The sequence below is a fragment of the Streptomyces sp. McG3 genome, from assembly GCF_018619185.1.
Taxonomy (GTDB): Bacteria; Actinomycetota; Actinomycetes; order Streptomycetales; family Streptomycetaceae; genus Streptomyces.
In genome coordinates, this window is record NZ_JAAXYC010000166.1 from 1 (window position 1) to 16563 (window position 16563).

Below are 16563 nucleotides of genomic sequence, written 5' to 3' on the forward strand. Positions count from 1 at the left end.
GTGTACTCCACCGCCTTCAAGGGCTTCGCGCTCAAGGCGACCGCCGCCCAGGCCAGGAAGCTGGCGGCCGAGCCCGGCGTCCGCTACGTCCAGGCCGACGCCGAGGTCCGGGCGACAGGAACCCAGACCAACCCGCCCTCCTGGGGCCTGGACCGGGTCGACGGCGTCAAGGACTCCTCGTACGCCTACCCCAACGAGGGCGAGGGCGTGACCGCGTACATCGTGGACACGGGCCTCTACCGCCAGCACACCGACTTCGAGGGCCGCGCGTCCTCGGGCTACGACTTCATCGACAACGACGCCGACTCCGCCGACTGCCACGGACACGGCACCCACGTCGCGGGCACCGTCGGCGGCAAGAGCCACGGCGTCGCGAAGAAGGCGAAGCTCGTCGGCGTCCGGGTCCTCAACTGTCAGGGCTCCGGATCCACTTCGCAGATCGTCGCGGGCATGGACTGGGTGGCCCGGAACGCCCAGAAGCCGGCCGTCGCCAACATGTCGCTCGGCGGCGGCAGCGACCAGGCCATGGACGACGCGGTCCAGGGCGCGATCAACGCCGGGATCCCGGTCGCGGTCGCCGCGGGCAACGACAACCGGGACGCCTGCAACACCAGCCCCGCCCGGCTGCCCGCCGCCATCACCCTCGGCTCCACCGACAGCAACGACGGCCGTTCCAGCTTCTCCAACTACGGCCGTTGCCTTGACCTGTTCGCCCCCGGCGGATCCATCGTCTCCACGCGGATGGGCGGCGGCACCCAGACCATGAGCGGTACGTCCATGGCGTCCCCGCACGCGGCGGGCGCGGCGGCGATCCACCTCTCCGCCCACCCGAACGCCACCCCGCAGCAGGTACGGGACGCCCTGGTGAACAACGCCCTCTCCGGAGTCGTCACCAACCCCGGGTCCTCCTCCCCGAACAGGCTGCTGGACGTCACCGACCTCGGCGGCGGCCCGTCCGAACCCGGAAAGCCGGTCGCCGCGTTCACCGCCCAGTGCTCCACGACCACCCCGGCCTGCACCTTCGACGCGTCCGGCTCCACCGACCCGGACGGCTCCATCGTCTCCTACGCCTGGGACTTCGGCGACGGAGCCAAGGGCGAGGGCGCGCAGCCGTCCCACACCTACACCAAGGCCGGCACGTACGCCGTCAAGCTCACCGTCACCGACGACAGCGGCGAGAGCGGCACCCTGACCAAGCAGGTCACCGCCGGAACGTCCGAACCCCCGGCCGGCCAGGCGCCGTCCGCCTCCTTCTCCCTCTCCTGCTGGTACGCCGACTGCTCCTTCGACGCCTCCGCCTCCACCGACCCGGACGGTGACATCGCCTCCTACGCCTGGAAGTTCGGCGACAGCACCACCGGCTCCGGCGTCACCGCCTCCCACCGCTATCCGTCGGCACAGCGCACCTACACCGTGCAGCTGACCGTCACGGACCGGGGCGGCCGCAGCGGCACGACCTCCCGCCAGGTCTCCTGCTTCGCCTTCTCCGGCGGCCAGCCGCTCTGCTTCGCGGGCTGACCTCCCTCACGCACGGAACACGGCGAGCCGCCGCGGGCCCGGAAAGACTTCCGGGCCCGCGGCGGCTCTGCCGTGCGTCGGTGGGGCGGCGCGAAATCGACCACACGGCCCACGGCGTCACCGAGGCCGTCCATGCCATCGGCCGCTCGGGTCTCCCTCACCTCGTACGGGACCGCGGTCGCCTCGGTCGCGCCCGGCTTCTCGGCCATGGACGGGTCTCGTCCCGCTTGGAGGGGCGGAGGATTCCGGATCGTCACCCAGAGCCCGTTCGGCAGGGTGGCCGAGGCCGCCGAGGTCGCGGTGGCCGTCCAGTGGCTCGCGTCTCCCGCCGCGGACCGGTCGTCCGGAACGACCCTCGTCCTCAACGGAGCCCCACACCTCCGTAGGTGACCTTGATCCCTGCTGGTGCCGGACGAGACGGGTATCGGCCGGCACTTCTCTGCGCTGCGGGCAGCAGGCCGGACGCGGTGTGGTCGGTATTCGGGTCCTCGCAATGAATTGCCGACCGTTTGTGTGATATCAGCGGAATGAAACGAATGGCAGGCTTTGGGTGAAGGTCCTGGCGGGGGGATCTTGACTGCTCACCGGGGGTGTAGTTACGTTGAAAATACAGCTAAGTGGTTAAAGTGAGTGCGGCGTAAAAACGGGGAGCTGTTCAGTGGTCGTGATCGAGAAATTCGTCGAGCTTCAAAGCCTCAAGCGAATGCTGAATGAGTGCGCGGTAAAAGGCCGAACCGTGGCCCTCGTGACGGGATCCGGTGGTGTCGGAAAAACAACACTCCTGTCCAGCTTCTCCGGATACGCGGAGAGTGCCGGTGCCTTGGTTCTGGGCGCGGCGGGAGCACACTCCGGGCAGGACCACTCCCTGGGCCTGTTGTTGCGGCTCTTCCGGTCCATCGAGACGGATGCTGGGCAGGAGGAGCGGATCGAGCGTCTTCTGACCTTACCGGGAGAGAATCCCGAAGACTTCTCGCTGAGCGCTTGCGCGGTGGATGAACTGACCGAGTTTCTCCTCGAAGCCGCTGATGGGCGACCCCTGGTGCTGGCCGTCGATGACACGCAGTACGCGGATCCGGCCAGTCTGCGCGCACTCCTGCTGATACTTCGCCGGCTCGCGTCGAGTCCCGTCGTCGCTGTATTCGCCGAGTGGCGAATATTCAGCTCGAAGCCTCCCCTTGTCCTGGCTGAGTTCATCAATCAGCCGTATTTTCACCTGCTGAATTTGCAGCCGCTCTCACTCGAAGGTGTGACCGGCTGGCTTCGGCGGCGACGTCTCGGCGAGGCGACCGCAGAATTCCTTGCCCCTTCCTTCCTGGCGGCCACGGGCGGCAGTCCACTGTTTTTGCAGGTGTTGTTCCAGGATCAGTGTCGTGCGTTCTACGAGCGTGAGCCCCCGGACGTCGATGCGGTTTCCGCGATGGACGCGGCGCTGAAAGGAACGCACTTCAAGGTCGCGGTCGAGGCGTGCCTGCATCGCTGGGATCCCCAATTGCTCGATGTGGCGCGCGGGCTTGCCGTCCTCGGCGCTCCGGCATCGCCCGACGTGCTGGCGCGGCTGCTCAACAGCGAGCAGCGGACGGTGGTGGAGGCCCTGAACGCGCTCGCGGCGACGGGACTGCTCCGTTCCGGATGGTTCAGCCACCAGGCGGCCCGTGCCGCCGCGCTGAGCGGCCTCGACGGCGCGACGCTCACCGCGCTCTACGAGCGCTCCGCCCTGCTGCTGCACTCCGACGGGGCCGTGCCGTCGGAGGTCGCCGAACGCCTCGTCGCCGCAGGAGGTATCGCGGAGGACTGGTCCGTGGACGTCCTCCGCAACGCGGCGTGGCAAGCACTGAGGGAAGGGAATCCGAGTCGCGCGGCCGAGTTCCTCGAGGTGGCTCAGCAAGCCTGCAGCGATGTTCAGGAGCGGGCCGAGGTCCTGGGGGCGCTGGCCCGGGTCCTGTGGCTGACCAAGCCGACAGCGGTGACCTCGCTCCTGGAGCCGCTGTACTCCTCGCTCCAGGAGGGAAATCTGGCCGTGCGGGACATCGTGGCGCTCAGCACCTTCCTTGCCTGGCAGGGCCGGGCCGACGAGGCCGCCCTGGCGCTCAGGCAGGTCGGCAGGCAAGGAGACACGTGTGACCTGGCCGGTGCGGCCGAGTTGGCGCTCGCCCGTCAGTGGATCCGATGGGTCGTGCCGTTCAAGGGAACAGACGGTGCGGATGAAGCCTCCTTGACGTGCCGCACCGAGGAGACGGCGGCGTGCGAGTCGTGGAGCGACCTCGTCAAGAGCGCCGAACAGGTCCTGCAGTGCTGCAGGATCGCCGACGCCCTGCCGGTCGTCGTGCTGTCCGCCCTGCTCGTCCTCACCTTCGACGACAAGCTGGACGATGCCCAACGCTGGTGCGAAACGCTGGGACCGGAGGCCGAGGCGCTTCAGGCCGTGGCCTGGGTGGCCATGCTCGCGACCGTCCAGGGGCTGGTCGCCGTCCGCAGGGGAGACCTGATCGATGCCGAGCGGCATTCCCGCCGCGCCTTGACCGTGATGCCTCAGCACAACTGGGGTGCGGCCCTCGGTCTGCCGCTTTCCGGTCTCGTCCACGCCACCACGGCCATGGGCAGGACGGACGAGGCGGAGACACTGATCAAGGAGGCGCTTCCCGAGGCACGTCGAAATCCTTTCTGGCTGCACTTCCTGCATGCCCGTGGACGTTTCTACATCGAGAACAACCGTCCGTACGCGGCGTTGGCGGACTTTCAGACCTGCGGGCGCCTGCTCGGTGGAACCGCTCTCGGTCACGCGAATTTCGTCCCCTGGCGATGTGACCTGGCGGAGGCGTGGTTGCGACTCGACGACGCCCGCAGTGGAAAAGCCCTCCTTGAGGAGCAGTTGACACGGGTGAACGCCGACAACAAGCGGGTGCGTGGTCGCACCCTGCGGATCATGGCCGCGACGCTCAAGCAGCCGGCCCGGGCGTCCATGCTCAGGGAGGCCGTGAAGGTGCTCCTCGATTCCGGGGACCGGCTTGAGCTGGCCCGTGCACTCGCTGATTCGAGTGAAGCCGAACTGGAGTGCGGGCGGTTTGCCGAATTCAGGCTCATTTCCCATCAGGCGAAGCGGATGGCCAAGATGTGCGGGGCCGAGCCGCTCTACTGGAGGCTGCAGAATTCCGGCAGCGCGGAGGAACCGGGCGAGACTCCCGCGTTGCGGAAGACCATCCATCAGTTCGCCCTGCTCAGTGACGCCGAGCGCAAGGTCGCGGCTCTGGCGGCCCAGGGGCGGAGCAACCGCGAGATCAGCCAGACCCTGTTCATCACGGTGAGCACGGTGGAGCAGCACCTCACCAAGACGTACCGAAAGCTCGGAGTGAGCAGCCGCTTCGGCCTGCCGGTGGAGCTGGGCCTGGTGGGCTCGGCGGACCACTGAGCCGCCGCACCGCGGGCCGGACGGCGGCTGCCGGAGGCGCGGTCGACACCGGTCGGCATCTTTGGCCGAGAAACAGGTGGGGACCACGCGCAGACGGCCGCTCAAGGGCACGACCGTCCACCGCCCACCCCCGGGCGGCGCTCCCGGGGGTGGGCGGTAGGGGTGGTACGGGCTGGTGTCCAGGCCGCGTCATGCCTGGTGGGGAGGGCGACAGCGCATGGCGATCTGGGGCCGTCCGGCCGCACGGCAGGGGTGAGGTTAGGGGTGTGATCGCTGTCGCCGCGCAGGGCGGGCCCGTTACGTTGAGGTGCGAATTGCCGAGACGATATTGAGGCTTGTCAGGCGGCGGATACGTCGGCTGACTGCGCTGAGACGGGGTTCCTTGCCGATGTCCGTAGCCGTGGATCGGGACCAGTGGTTCCGCCGATACGCACCTGCGTCGCCGGGCACGATCACGTTACTCTGCCTGCCGCACGCGGGCGGTGCGGCGTCACAGTTCCTTCCCATGGCCCGACGACTGGCCCCTGCCGTGGACGTGGTCTGCGTGCAGTATCCGGGCCGTCAGGACCGGCGGAAGGAGACGCCGATCGACGACGTGCACACACTGGCGGACCGGATCTGCGAGCTGCTGGCGCCCACCCCGGACCAGCGACTCGTCATCCTCGGGCACAGCATGGGCTCGGTCGTCGGCTTCGAACTGGCGCTGCGGATCGAGCGTTCGGCCCCGGGCACGCTGCTCGGGCTGATCGCGTCCGGCCGCCGGGCTCCGGTGATCCACCGGGACGAGAACGTCCACCTGCGGGCCGACGACGACATCATCGCGGAGATCCGTGCGCTGAGCGGCACCGATCCGAGTCTGCTGGCGGACGACGAACTGCTGCGTATGGTCCTGCCGACGCTGCGGGCCGACTACCGGGCGGTCGAGACCTACCGCTACCGGGAGGGGGATCGGCTCAAGGCTCCGATCGGCGTGCTCGTGGGCGACAGCGACCCCCGGGTGAGCCCCGACGACGCCCGTGCCTGGGAGCAGCTCACCGATGGCGGGTTCTCGATGCGGACGTTCCCCGGAGGGCACTTCTACCTGAACGAGCAGCAGGCCGCAGTGGCATCGGAGGTCACTGACCGCATCGCCGCTTTCCAGCACCTGTCCCGTGTGTCCTGACGAGTGAGCCGTACAAGCCCCGGCAGGAGCCGGCCCGTCGGCGGGAGACCCGCCGCCGGCGCCCGGAGGCGTGTGTCGAGCGGCCGGGAGCCTGCGGTTCCCGGTGCCCGCTCCCCGATCTGACCCGCCCCGCGCTCTCTCCCCTCCTGTGTAGGTACCCCAGCCGGACGCATACGGCGCTGCGGGCGTTCCGCCGCGCGCCGGCACTCCCGTCCGTCCGTCCCTGTTCGTTTTCCTCATGACCCGGAGGTGACTTCAGCAATGCTGGATTCGGCGACTGACGTCGACGGCGGTATCGGCTGTGAGCCGATCGCCGTGGTCGGGGTGTCCTGCCGGCTCCCCGGGGCCGCCACGCCCGAGGAGTTCTGGCGGCTGCTGTCCGACGGACGCAGCGCCGTCGGGCAGGTGCCGACGGGCCGATGGCAGGAGGAGCCACCCGAGGAGGCGGCTCGCCGGGGCGCGTTCCTGGACGAGGTGGACCGGTTCGACGCGGCGTTCTTCGGCATCTCACCGCGTGAGGCGCGGACCATGGATCCGCAGCAGCGGCTGACGCTCGAACTGTGCTGGGAGGCACTGGAGGACGCCGGAATCGTCCCGGAGACGCTGCGGGGCCGGCCGGCAGGGGTGTTCGTCGGCGCGATCGCGGACGACTACGCGCGTCTGCTGCACCGCCAGGGCATGGCGGCGGTCGGCGCGCACAGCTTCACCGGCCTGCACCGGAGCCTCATCGCCAACCGGGTCTCCTACCGCCTCGGCCTGAACGGGCCGAGCCTCACCGTCGACACCGGCCAGTCCTCTTCCCTGGTCGCGGTGCACCTGGCGGCGGAGAGCCTGCGCCGGGGAGAGTCCGAGATCGCTCTCGTCGGTGGGGTGCACCTCAATCTCGTTCCGGAGAGCGCCGCGGCCGCCGCCCGGTTCGGCGCGCTCTCGCCCACGGGCCGCAGCCACACCTTCGACGCTCGCGCCGACGGATTCGTACGCGGCGAGGGCGGAGCCATGGTGGTGCTCAAGCCCCTGGACCGGGCTCGGGCCGACGGCGACGTCGTCCACTGCGAGATCCGGGGCAGCGCAGTCAACAACGACGGTGGCGGTGCGAGCCTGACCAGCCCCAGCGTGCGGGCGCAGACGGAGGTGCTGCGGGCGGCGTACCGGCGTGCCGGAGTCACCCCGGAGCACGTGGGATACGTGGAACTGCACGGCACCGGTACGCAAGTCGGCGACCCCGTCGAGGCGGGCGCGCTGGGCGCCGCGCTGTCCACCGGCCGGCCGGCGGACAGCCCGTTGCTGGTCGGATCGGTGAAGACGAACATCGGCCATCTGGAGGGCGCCGCAGGCATTGCCGGTCTGGTCAAGACGGTCCTGTCACTGGCGCATCGCCGGATCCCGCCGAGCCTGAACTTCACCCGGGCCCATCCGGACATCCCCCTGGAAGAGCTGCGGCTGGGCGTCGTCCAGGAGACCACGCCCTGGCCCCGAGGCACGGTCCCGGCCTTCGCCGGGGTGAGTTCGTTCGGCATGGGGGGCACCAACTGCCATGTCGTTCTGGCCGCGGCGTCGACACCGGACGGGTCCGCCGCCGGGGCCGGCAGCGACGACGACGGCGCGGGGGAGGGGGCCCGCCCCCGCCCGGTGCCGTGGGTGCTCTCGGGCCGCTCGGCCGCCGCGCTGCGTGGCCAGGCGGACCGGCTGAGGGCCCGCCTCGAGTCCGGACCGGACCTGCGGCCCGCCGACATCGGCCACACACTGGGCGGACACCGCACCCTGTTCGATCACCGTGCCGTGGTGATCGGTGACGACCGTACGGCGCGGGTGGACGCGCTGAAGGCGCTGGCCGGCGCGCAGGCGTCACCGGACGTGGTGACGGGGCAGGCCGTCCCGGGTGACAGCGTGTTCGTTTTCCCCGGTCAGGGGTCGCAGTGGACCGGCATGGGACTGGAGCTCCACGAGGAGTTCCCGGTCTTCGCGGAGCATCTGCGGGCGTGCGATCGAGCGTTGCGGCCGTACGTCGACTGGTCGTTGCTCGCGGTTCTCCGCGGGGAGCCCGGCGCACCGTCGCTGGACCGGGTGGACGTGGTGCAGCCCGCCCTGTTCGCGGTGATGACGTCGCTGGCGCGGCTGTGGGAATCGCTGGGCGTGCGTCCGGCGGCAGTGGTGGGTCACAGCCAGGGCGAGATCGCGGCCGCCTACGTGGCGCGGGCGCTGTCCCTGGAGGACGCGGCCCGCATCGTCGCCGTACGGAGCCGGGCGCTGCGGAGCCTGTCGGGCCGAGGTGCGATGGCCGTGGTGTCGATGCCCTCGGAAGAGGTCGTGCGACGTATCGGCGGCGTCGCCGTCGGTCTGTCGGTCGCGGCCGTGAACGGACCGGTGTCGACGGTGGTCGCCGGTGAGCCCGAAGCGGTGGACCGCTTCCTGGACCAGGTGTCCGGGGAAGGGATCCAGGCACGCCGTCTGCCCGTCGACTACGCCTCGCACTCGACGCAGACGGAGGAGATCGCTGAGGACCTCGTCCGGTCGCTGGCCGGCGTGTCCGCGCGCTCGGGAGAGATTCCGTTCTATTCGACGGTCACCGGCGAGATGGTGGACACAGCCGGTCTGGACGCCGCCTACTGGTTCCGGAACCTGCGGCGGACGGTCCGGTTCGAGGAGACCGTCCGCCTGCTGCTGGCCGACGGGTACCGGCAGTTCGTGGAGTGCAGTCCCCACCCGGCGCTGCTCGCCGCCGTGGACGACACGGCTGCCTCGGCCGGGGTGCCCGCCGCCGGTACGGGCTCGCTGCGCCGTGGTGACGGCGGCCGGCGGCGGTTCCTGACCAGTCTGGCCGAGGCCCACACGCAGGGCGCCTCCGTGGACTGGGCAGCGGTTCTCGCCGACCCGGACGGACGGCGCGTGCCGCTGCCGACCTACGCCTTCCAGCGCGAGCGCCACTGGTGGCAAGCGCCTGCCGGAACGGTGCCGGGGCCCGTCGCCCCGCCATCCTCCTCCCCGCCGATCCCGGCCCCGGAGACCGGCGACGACGAGGAGCGGCCCACCCCGGCAACCGGTCCGCGGTCCCTGGCGGACCGGCTCGGCGGGCTCCGCGAAGCCGACCGGGACCGGATGATGCTCGACCTGGTCCGAGACGGGGCGGCGCTGGTCCTGGAGCACGACTCCGCCGAGGGCGTCGAGGCCGACGTGACGTTCCGGGACCTCGGCTTCGACTCGACGACGGCGGTCGAGATGCGGCGGCGGATGAACGCCGTCACCGGCCTGCACCTGCCCTCCACCGTTCTGTTCGAGCACCCGACCCCGGCCCGGCTGGCCCGCCACCTGTGGAAGGAACTGCTCCCGGCGGCTCCCGCGGCCCCGGCCGTCCCCGGCACGGCCCCCGGCGAGGACGAGCCGGTCGCGATCGTCGGCATCGGCTGCCGCTTCCCCGGTGACGTCCGGTCCCCCGAGGACCTGTGGCGGCTGCTGGCCGAAGGGACCGACGCCATCACGGAGTTCCCCGAGGACCGCGGCTGGCGGCTCGACGAACTGTTCGACCAAGCCCCGGAGAACGGCCCGCGCAGTTACGTAAGTCAGGGCGGCTTCCTGCACGACGCGGCCCAGTTCGACGCGGCGTTCTTCGGCATCAGCCCGCGCGAGGCCGACGCGATGGACCCGCAGCAGCGGCTGCTCCTGGAGACCTCGTGGGAGGCGCTGGAGCGGGCCGGGGTCGACCCCACCGGGCTGCGCGGCAGCGACACCGGTGTGTTCCTCGGCGCGACCTCGCAGGACTACGGTTCGCGTCTCGACGACGCGCCGGCCGGCTACGAGGGGTACGTGCTGACCGGCAGCACCTCCAGCGTGGCCTCCGGGCGAGTGGCGTACACCCTTGGCCTGCAAGGACCCGCGCTGACCGTCGACACGGCGTGTTCCTCCTCGCTGGTGGCGCTGCACCTGGCCCGTCAGGCGGTGTCGCGCGGCGAGTGCACCATGGCCCTGGCCGGCGGCGTGACCGTGATGGCGACGCCCGGCATGTTCACCGAGTTCAGCAGGCAGCGCGGACTTGCGCCCGACGGGCGCTGCAAGCCGTTCGCCGAGGCCGCCGACGGCACCGCCTGGAGCGAGGGCGTCGGCGTCCTGCTGCTTGAGCGGCTGTCCGACGCGACCCGCAACGGGCACCGGGTGCTGGCCGTCCTGCGCGGGTCCGCGGTGAACCAGGACGGTGCCAGCAACGGCCTGACCGCACCCAACGGAGGTGCTCAGCGCCGCGTCATCCAGCAGGCCCTGGAGACGGCCGGACTCGCGGCGGCCGACGTGGACGCGGTCGAGGCGCACGGCACCGGCACGACGCTGGGCGACCCGATCGAGGCACAGGCCGTCCTCGCCACCTACGGCCAGGACCGCCCGGCCGACCGGCCGGTGCTGCTCGGATCCCTCAAGTCGAACATCGGACACACCCAGGCCGCCGCCGGAGTCGCCGGTGTGATCAAGATGGTCCTGGCGATGCGGCACGGCATGCTGCCCCGCACCCTCCACCTGGACCGCCCCTCCTCGCACGTCGACTGGGACGCGGGCGCCGCCGCACTGCTGCCCGAGCCCACCCCCTGGCCGACCGTGGACCGGCCGCGTCGCGCCGGAGTGTCGTCGTTCGGCATCAGCGGCACCAACGCCCACGTCATCCTGGAACAGGCTCCGCAGACAACGGAGTTGGTCCCGGAGTTGGCGCCGGAGCCGGGATCGGGGCCGGGATCGGAGCCGGAGCCGGAGCCGGAGCCCGGGACCCCCGGGCCCGTCCTGACGGCCGTGCCGTGGCCGCTGTCCGCCCGCGACCCGCGCGCGCTGCGCCACCAGGCCGAACTGCTGCACGACTGGCTGCGCGACCACCCCGGCACTCCGCACGCCGACGTCGCGCACACCCTCCGCACGGGACGGGCCGCGCTCACCCACCGGGCCGTGGTGGTCGGCGCCGACCGCGACGCGTTCCTGACCGGCCTGCGTGCGCTCGCCGACGGCGGGACCGCCCGCCACCTGATCCAGGACGCCGCCACCACCGACCGCAGGACCGTCTTCGTCTTCCCCGGCCAGGGCTCCCAATGGGCCGGGATGGGCGTGCGGCTGATGGAGGAGTCACCGGTCTTCCGCGAGCACCTGACCGACTGCGCCGAGGCGCTCCAGCCGTACCTGAAGTTCTCACCGCTGGCCGTGCTGCGCGGCGAACCGGACGCACCCACCCTCGACCGGGTCGACGTCGTCCAGCCGGTGCTCTTCGCCATGATGGTCTCCCTGGCCCGCAGCTGGGAGACGTACGGTGTGCGGCCCGACGCGGTCGTCGGGCACTCCCAGGGCGAGATCGCCGCCGCACACCTCGCGGGCGCGCTGTCGCTGGACGACGCCGCCCGGATCGTGTGCAGGCGCAGCCAAGCCCTCGCGGTGCTCGCCGGCCGGGGCGGCATGGCGTCCCTGCCGCTGCCGCTGCCCGAGGTCACCGAGCTCATCGGCCGCTGGGGCGACCGCCTGGAGGTGGCAGCGGTCAACGGCCCCAAGGCCGTCGTCGTCGCCGGAGACCCGGAGGCACTGACCGAACTGCTCGCCGTGTGCACCGGGCGCCAGGTGGCCGCACGGCGCATCGCCGTCGACTACGCATCGCACTCCGCCCATGTGGAGCCCGTCCGGGAGCAGCTGGCCACCGAACTGGCCGGGATCCTGCCGCGGCGCAGCGACATCCCCTTCCACTCCACCGTCACCGGCACCGAGATCACCGACACCAGCACCCTGGACGCCGACTACTGGTTCCGCAACCTCCGGCAGACGGTCCGCTTCGCCGACGCCACCGGCGACCTGCTCGCCGCCGGACACCTGAACTTCGTCGAGATCAGCCCGCACCCGGTCCTCACCCTCGCCCTCCAGAACACCCTCGAACACCAGGGCGACGGCGGCACGACCGCGACCGTCACGAGCACCCTGCACCGGGACGACGCCGGCCTGGCGAACCTCCTGACCTCCCTGGCGCGCCTGCACGCGACCGGCACGCCCGTCCGCTGGGACCCGCACGCCGAGACCACCCCCGCGCACCCCGTCGAGCTGCCCACCTATCCCTTCCGGCGACAGCGCCACTGGCTGACCCCTCCGAGCGGCGGCCCGGACATGTCCGCGGCGGGTCTCGACACCACCACGCACCCGCTGCTCCCCGCGGGCGTACCGCTGGCCGACCACGGAGGGGTCGCGCTCACCGGCACGCTGTCGCTCCGGACCCACCCCTGGCTGGCCGACCACACCGTGCTGGGCACCGTCCTGCTGCCCGCCACGGCCTTCGTCGAGCTGGCCGTCCAGGCCGGCGACCGGACGGGTTGCCCGGACATCGAGGAACTGGTGCTCCAGGCCCCCCTCGTGCTGCCCACCGCCGGCACCGTACGCGCCCAAGTGGTCGTCGGAGCCCCGGACGCGGAGGGCCGGCGGCCCGTCGGCATCCACACCGCCGGCAACGGCGATCGGCCCGAATGGACCTGCCACGCCCGCGGCACGCTCGCACCCGCCGCCGACGCGGACTCTCCGACGGAGCCGACGGCCTCGTGGCCACCGGCCGGGGCCGAGGCCGTCCCCGTGGACGACGCCTACGCCCACCTCGACGGACTGGGCTTCGGCTACGGGCCCGCGTTCCGCGGGCTGCGCCGGCTCTGGCGGCGTGGCGACGACCTGTTCTGCGACGTCGAGCTGGACACCTCGCTCACTCCGGACGCCGGGGCCTACGGCCTGCATCCCGCGCTGCTCGACGCCGCCCTGCACCCGCTGGTGTGGGACGACGAACGGGTCCGGCTCCCCTTCTCATGGACCGGGGTGCGGCTGCGGGCGAGTGGCGCGACCGCGCTGCGGGTGCACCTGTGCCGGCGACCCGACGGCGGTACCCGCCTGACGGCGACCGACCTCGCCGGCGGGCCGGTCGCCGAAGTGGACGCGCTGACGCTGCGCCCGGTCGACGTCGAGCAACTCGCCGCCCCGGCCGCCCAGCACGATCTGTACCTGGTCGACTGGACCACCCTCGTGGCACCGGACCTCCCCCGGGCGGCCCTCGACCGGGCGATCGTCGCCCCGTCGCCGCACGGCGCCCACCCCCGGGGCGTCGACACCTACCCCGGGCTCGCCGAACTGGCCCGCGCGGTGGACGGCGGCAGGCCGGTTCCGGAGCTGGTCTCCTACCACCCCGGGCAGACCGGCGCCGGACCGGCTCAGAGCCCGGCGCACCCGGCCCGGACACACGACCTGGTGACCGGGACGCTCGGCTTCCTCCAGGGCTGGCTGGCCGACGAGCGGTTCGCGGACGTTCCTTTGGCCGTCGTCACCCGCTCCGCGGTCCGCACCGGCCCGGCCGACGGACCCGAGGACCCCGCGGCCGCGGCGGTCTGGGGCCTGCTCCGGTCGGCACAGTCGGAATACCCCGGTCGGTTCCTCCTGGTGGATACCGACGCCGATGCCGATGCCGGTGCCGGTGCCGGTGCCGGTGCTGGTGCTGGTGCCCACGCCCATCCGATTGCCGATTCTGATCCGGCCGCCGACGCTCTGGCCGTCGCGCCGGCCACGGGGGAGAGCCAACTGGCGCTTCGCGGGGCCGAGATCCGTGCGCCCCGGCTCGTCCACCGGCCCCGTACAGCAGGCGGTTCGCCCATCCGCCCGGCAGCGGGCGGCACCGTCCTGATCACCGGCGGCACCGGCACCCTCGGGCGGCTGCTCGCCCAGCACCTCGTCACCCGGCACGGCGTGCGACGGCTCCTGCTGACCGGCCGGCAGGGTCCCGACGCGCCGGGGGCCGAGAGCCTGCGCGCCGAACTCACCGGCCTCGGCGCCGAGGTCACCCTCGCCGCGTGCGACACCGCCGACCGTGACGCGCTCGCCGCGCTGCTCGCCGGCATCCCGGCCGAGCACCCGCTGACCGCGGTGTTCCACGCCGCCGGAGTGCTCGCCGACGCCACACTCCCCGCGCTGGACGAGACTCACGTCCGGGCGGTCCTGCGCCCGAAGGTGGACGCCGCCTGGCACCTCCACGAGCTGACCCGGCACATGGATCTCACCGCCTTCGTCCTCTTCTCCTCCGTGATGGCCACACTCGGCGGACCGGGCCAGGCCAACTACGCGGCGGCCAACGCCTACCTCGACGCCCTCGCGCGGCAGCGCCGCGCCGACGGCCTGCCCGCGCTCTCCCTGGGCTGGGGCCAGTGGGCCCGGGCCAGTGGCATGACCGGCCACCTCGGCCGTGCCGACCTGGCCCGGATGCGCCGGGCCGGAATCCGCCCGCTGCCCACCGAGGAAGCACTTCTCCTGCTGGACGCCGCGCTGGCCGGTCAGGACGCCCACCTCGTACCGGTGAAGATCGACGCGGCCCGGTCGTCCGCGACCGGGATGCTGCGGGACCTGGCCGCCACGCCTTCCCGGCGTACCGCCGCGGCCACTCCGCCGAGTACGGCGGAACCGTCGGACGGTGACTTCCGGGCTCGGCTGGACGCGCTGTCGGGCACCGAGCGGGCCACCCGGCTGCTCGACCTGGTCCGCGCCCACACCTCGGTCGTCCTCGGCCACACCTCCCCGGCGCACGTCGACACCGACCAGTCGTTCCAGGACGCCGGTTTCGACTCCCTCACCTCCGTCGAGCTGCGCAACCGGCTGGCCGCGGCGACCGGACTGCGGCTGCCGGTGACGCTGCTCTTCGACCATCCCACCCCGGCCGCCGTCGCCGGCCTGGTGCACGAGTCGCTGTTCCCGGCCGACGGTCCGCTCGGGGCCGACGCGTCGCCCTCGGCCGAGACGCTGGGCGCGGAGGCGGCCGCGGAGCCGATCGCCATCGTGGGAATCGGCTGCCGCTTCCCGGGCGGTGTGAGTTCCCCCGACGACCTCTGGCGCATGGTGGCCGACGGCGTGGACGGTGTGGGGCCGTTCCCCGCCGACCGCGGATGGGACATCGAGCGGCTCTACGACGCCGACGCCGGACGACTCGGACACAGCTACGTCCGTGAGGGCGGATTCCTGCACGACGCCGCCGAGTTCGACGCCGACTTCTTCGGGATCAACCCGCGCGAGGCCCTGGCGACGGACCCGCAGCAGCGGCTGCTCCTCGAGGTCGCCTGGGAGACGCTGGAGGACGCCGGGGTGGACCCTGCGGGCCTCCGGGGAAGTCGCACGGGTGTGTTCGCCGGGCTCATGTACCACGACTACGGGTCGCGACTGGGCGCCTTGCCTTCGGAGCTGGAGGGCTATCTCGGCAACGGCAGCGCGGGCAGTGTGGCCTCCGGCCGGGTGGCGTACACCTTCGGTTTCGAGGGTCCGGCGGTGACGGTGGACACGGCGTGTTCGTCGTCGCTGGTGGCGCTCCACATGGCGGCGCAGGCGCTGCGTTCCGGCGAGTGCTCCATGGCACTGGCGGGTGGCGTCTCCGTGATGTCGACGCCGCAGACGTTCGTGGAGTTCAGCCGGCAGCGGGGCCTGTCGGCCGATGGGCGGTGCAAGGCGTTCTCGGCTTCGGCGGACGGGTTCGGTCCCGCCGAGGGGGTCGGCCTGGTGCTGCTTGAGCGTTTGTCGGACGCGGTGGCGAACGGTCACCGGGTGCTCGGGGTGGTGCGGGGTTCGGCGGTGAATCAGGATGGTGCGTCGAATGGTCTGACGGCGCCGAATGGTCCGTCGCAGCAGCGGGTGATTCAGCAGGCGTTGGCGAGTGCGGGTTTGTCCGCCGGTGATGTTGATGTGGTGGAGGCGCACGGTACGGGTACGACGCTCGGTGATCCGATCGAGGCGCAGGCGTTGTTGGCGACGTACGGCCAGGACCGGCCGGAGGGGCGTCCGTTGTGGCTGGGTTCGGTGAAGTCGAACATCGGGCACACGCAGGCGGCGGCCGGTGTGGCCGGGGTCATCAAGATGGTGATGGCGATGCGGCACGGTCAGCTGCCGGAGACGCTGCACGTGGACGAGCCCTCGCCGCACGTCGACTGGTCGGCCGGTGACGTGCGTCTGCTGACGAAGCACGTGGCATGGCCGGGGGAGGGGCGCCTGCGGCGGGCGGGTGTGTCCTCGTTCGGAGTGAGCGGCACCAACGCACACGTGATCCTGGAGGAGCCCCCGGCCGAGGAGGCACGCGCCGCCGTCGGAGAGCCGGGTGCTGCCGCGCCGGAGGGTGAGGGGCCGCTGCCGTGGTTGGTGTCGGGCCGGGGCGATGCGGCGCTGCTGGGGCAGGCGGCGCGGCTCGCGGAGTTCGTCCGGAGCCGTCAGGACGTGGATGTCGCGGGTGTGGCGGCGGCGTTGACGAACCGTGCGGCGTTGGACGAACGCGTGGTCGTCGTGGGCCAGAACGTCGCGGATCTTGTCGCGGGTCTTGATGCGTTGGCGGGGAGTGTGCCCGCTGATGGGTTGGTGAGTGGTTCGCCGGTGGGTGGGAAGTCGGCGGTGTTGTTCACGGGTCAGGGTTCGCAGTTCGCCGGTATGGGTGTGGAGTTGTATGAGCGGTTCGGGGTGTTCGCGGGTGTGGTGGATGAGG

General features: G+C 71.9%; 5 protein-coding genes. All 5 read left to right on the plus strand.

Features of this window, described 5'->3' with window-relative positions:
* A partial coding sequence (locus HET64_RS24255) for a S8 family serine peptidase (protein ID WP_215108891.1) occupies window positions 1-1518 on the plus strand: 1518 nt, incomplete at its 5' end.
* Window positions 1519-1650: 132 nt separating this feature from the next.
* Window positions 1651-1908, plus strand: coding sequence for a hypothetical protein (locus tag HET64_RS24260; RefSeq protein ID WP_215108894.1), 258 nt, complete (start codon window positions 1651-1653; stop codon window positions 1906-1908).
* A gap of 268 nt (window positions 1909-2176) precedes the next feature.
* Window positions 2177-4924, plus strand: coding sequence for a LuxR family transcriptional regulator (locus HET64_RS39920; protein ID WP_215108896.1), 2748 nt, complete (start codon window positions 2177-2179; stop codon window positions 4922-4924).
* Between the two features lie 388 nt (window positions 4925-5312).
* Window positions 5313-6086: a thioesterase II family protein gene (locus tag HET64_RS24270; protein WP_215108898.1), complete on the plus strand. Its 774-nt coding sequence runs from the start codon at window positions 5313-5315 to the stop codon at window positions 6084-6086.
* A 261-nt stretch (window positions 6087-6347) separates the two neighbouring features.
* The coding region (locus HET64_RS24275; RefSeq protein WP_215108900.1) for a type I polyketide synthase at window positions 6348-16563 on the plus strand (10216 nt) is incomplete at its 3' end.

Excerpts from the sequence above, each read along its gene's own strand:
- HET64_RS24260 (WP_215108894.1), top strand. The coding sequence starts at position 1,651 with ATGCCATCGGCCGCTCGGGTCTCCCTCACCTCGTACGGGACCGCGGTC.
- HET64_RS24270 (WP_215108898.1), top strand. The coding sequence starts at position 5,313 with ATGTCCGTAGCCGTGGATCGGGACCAGTGGTTCCGCCGATACGCACCT.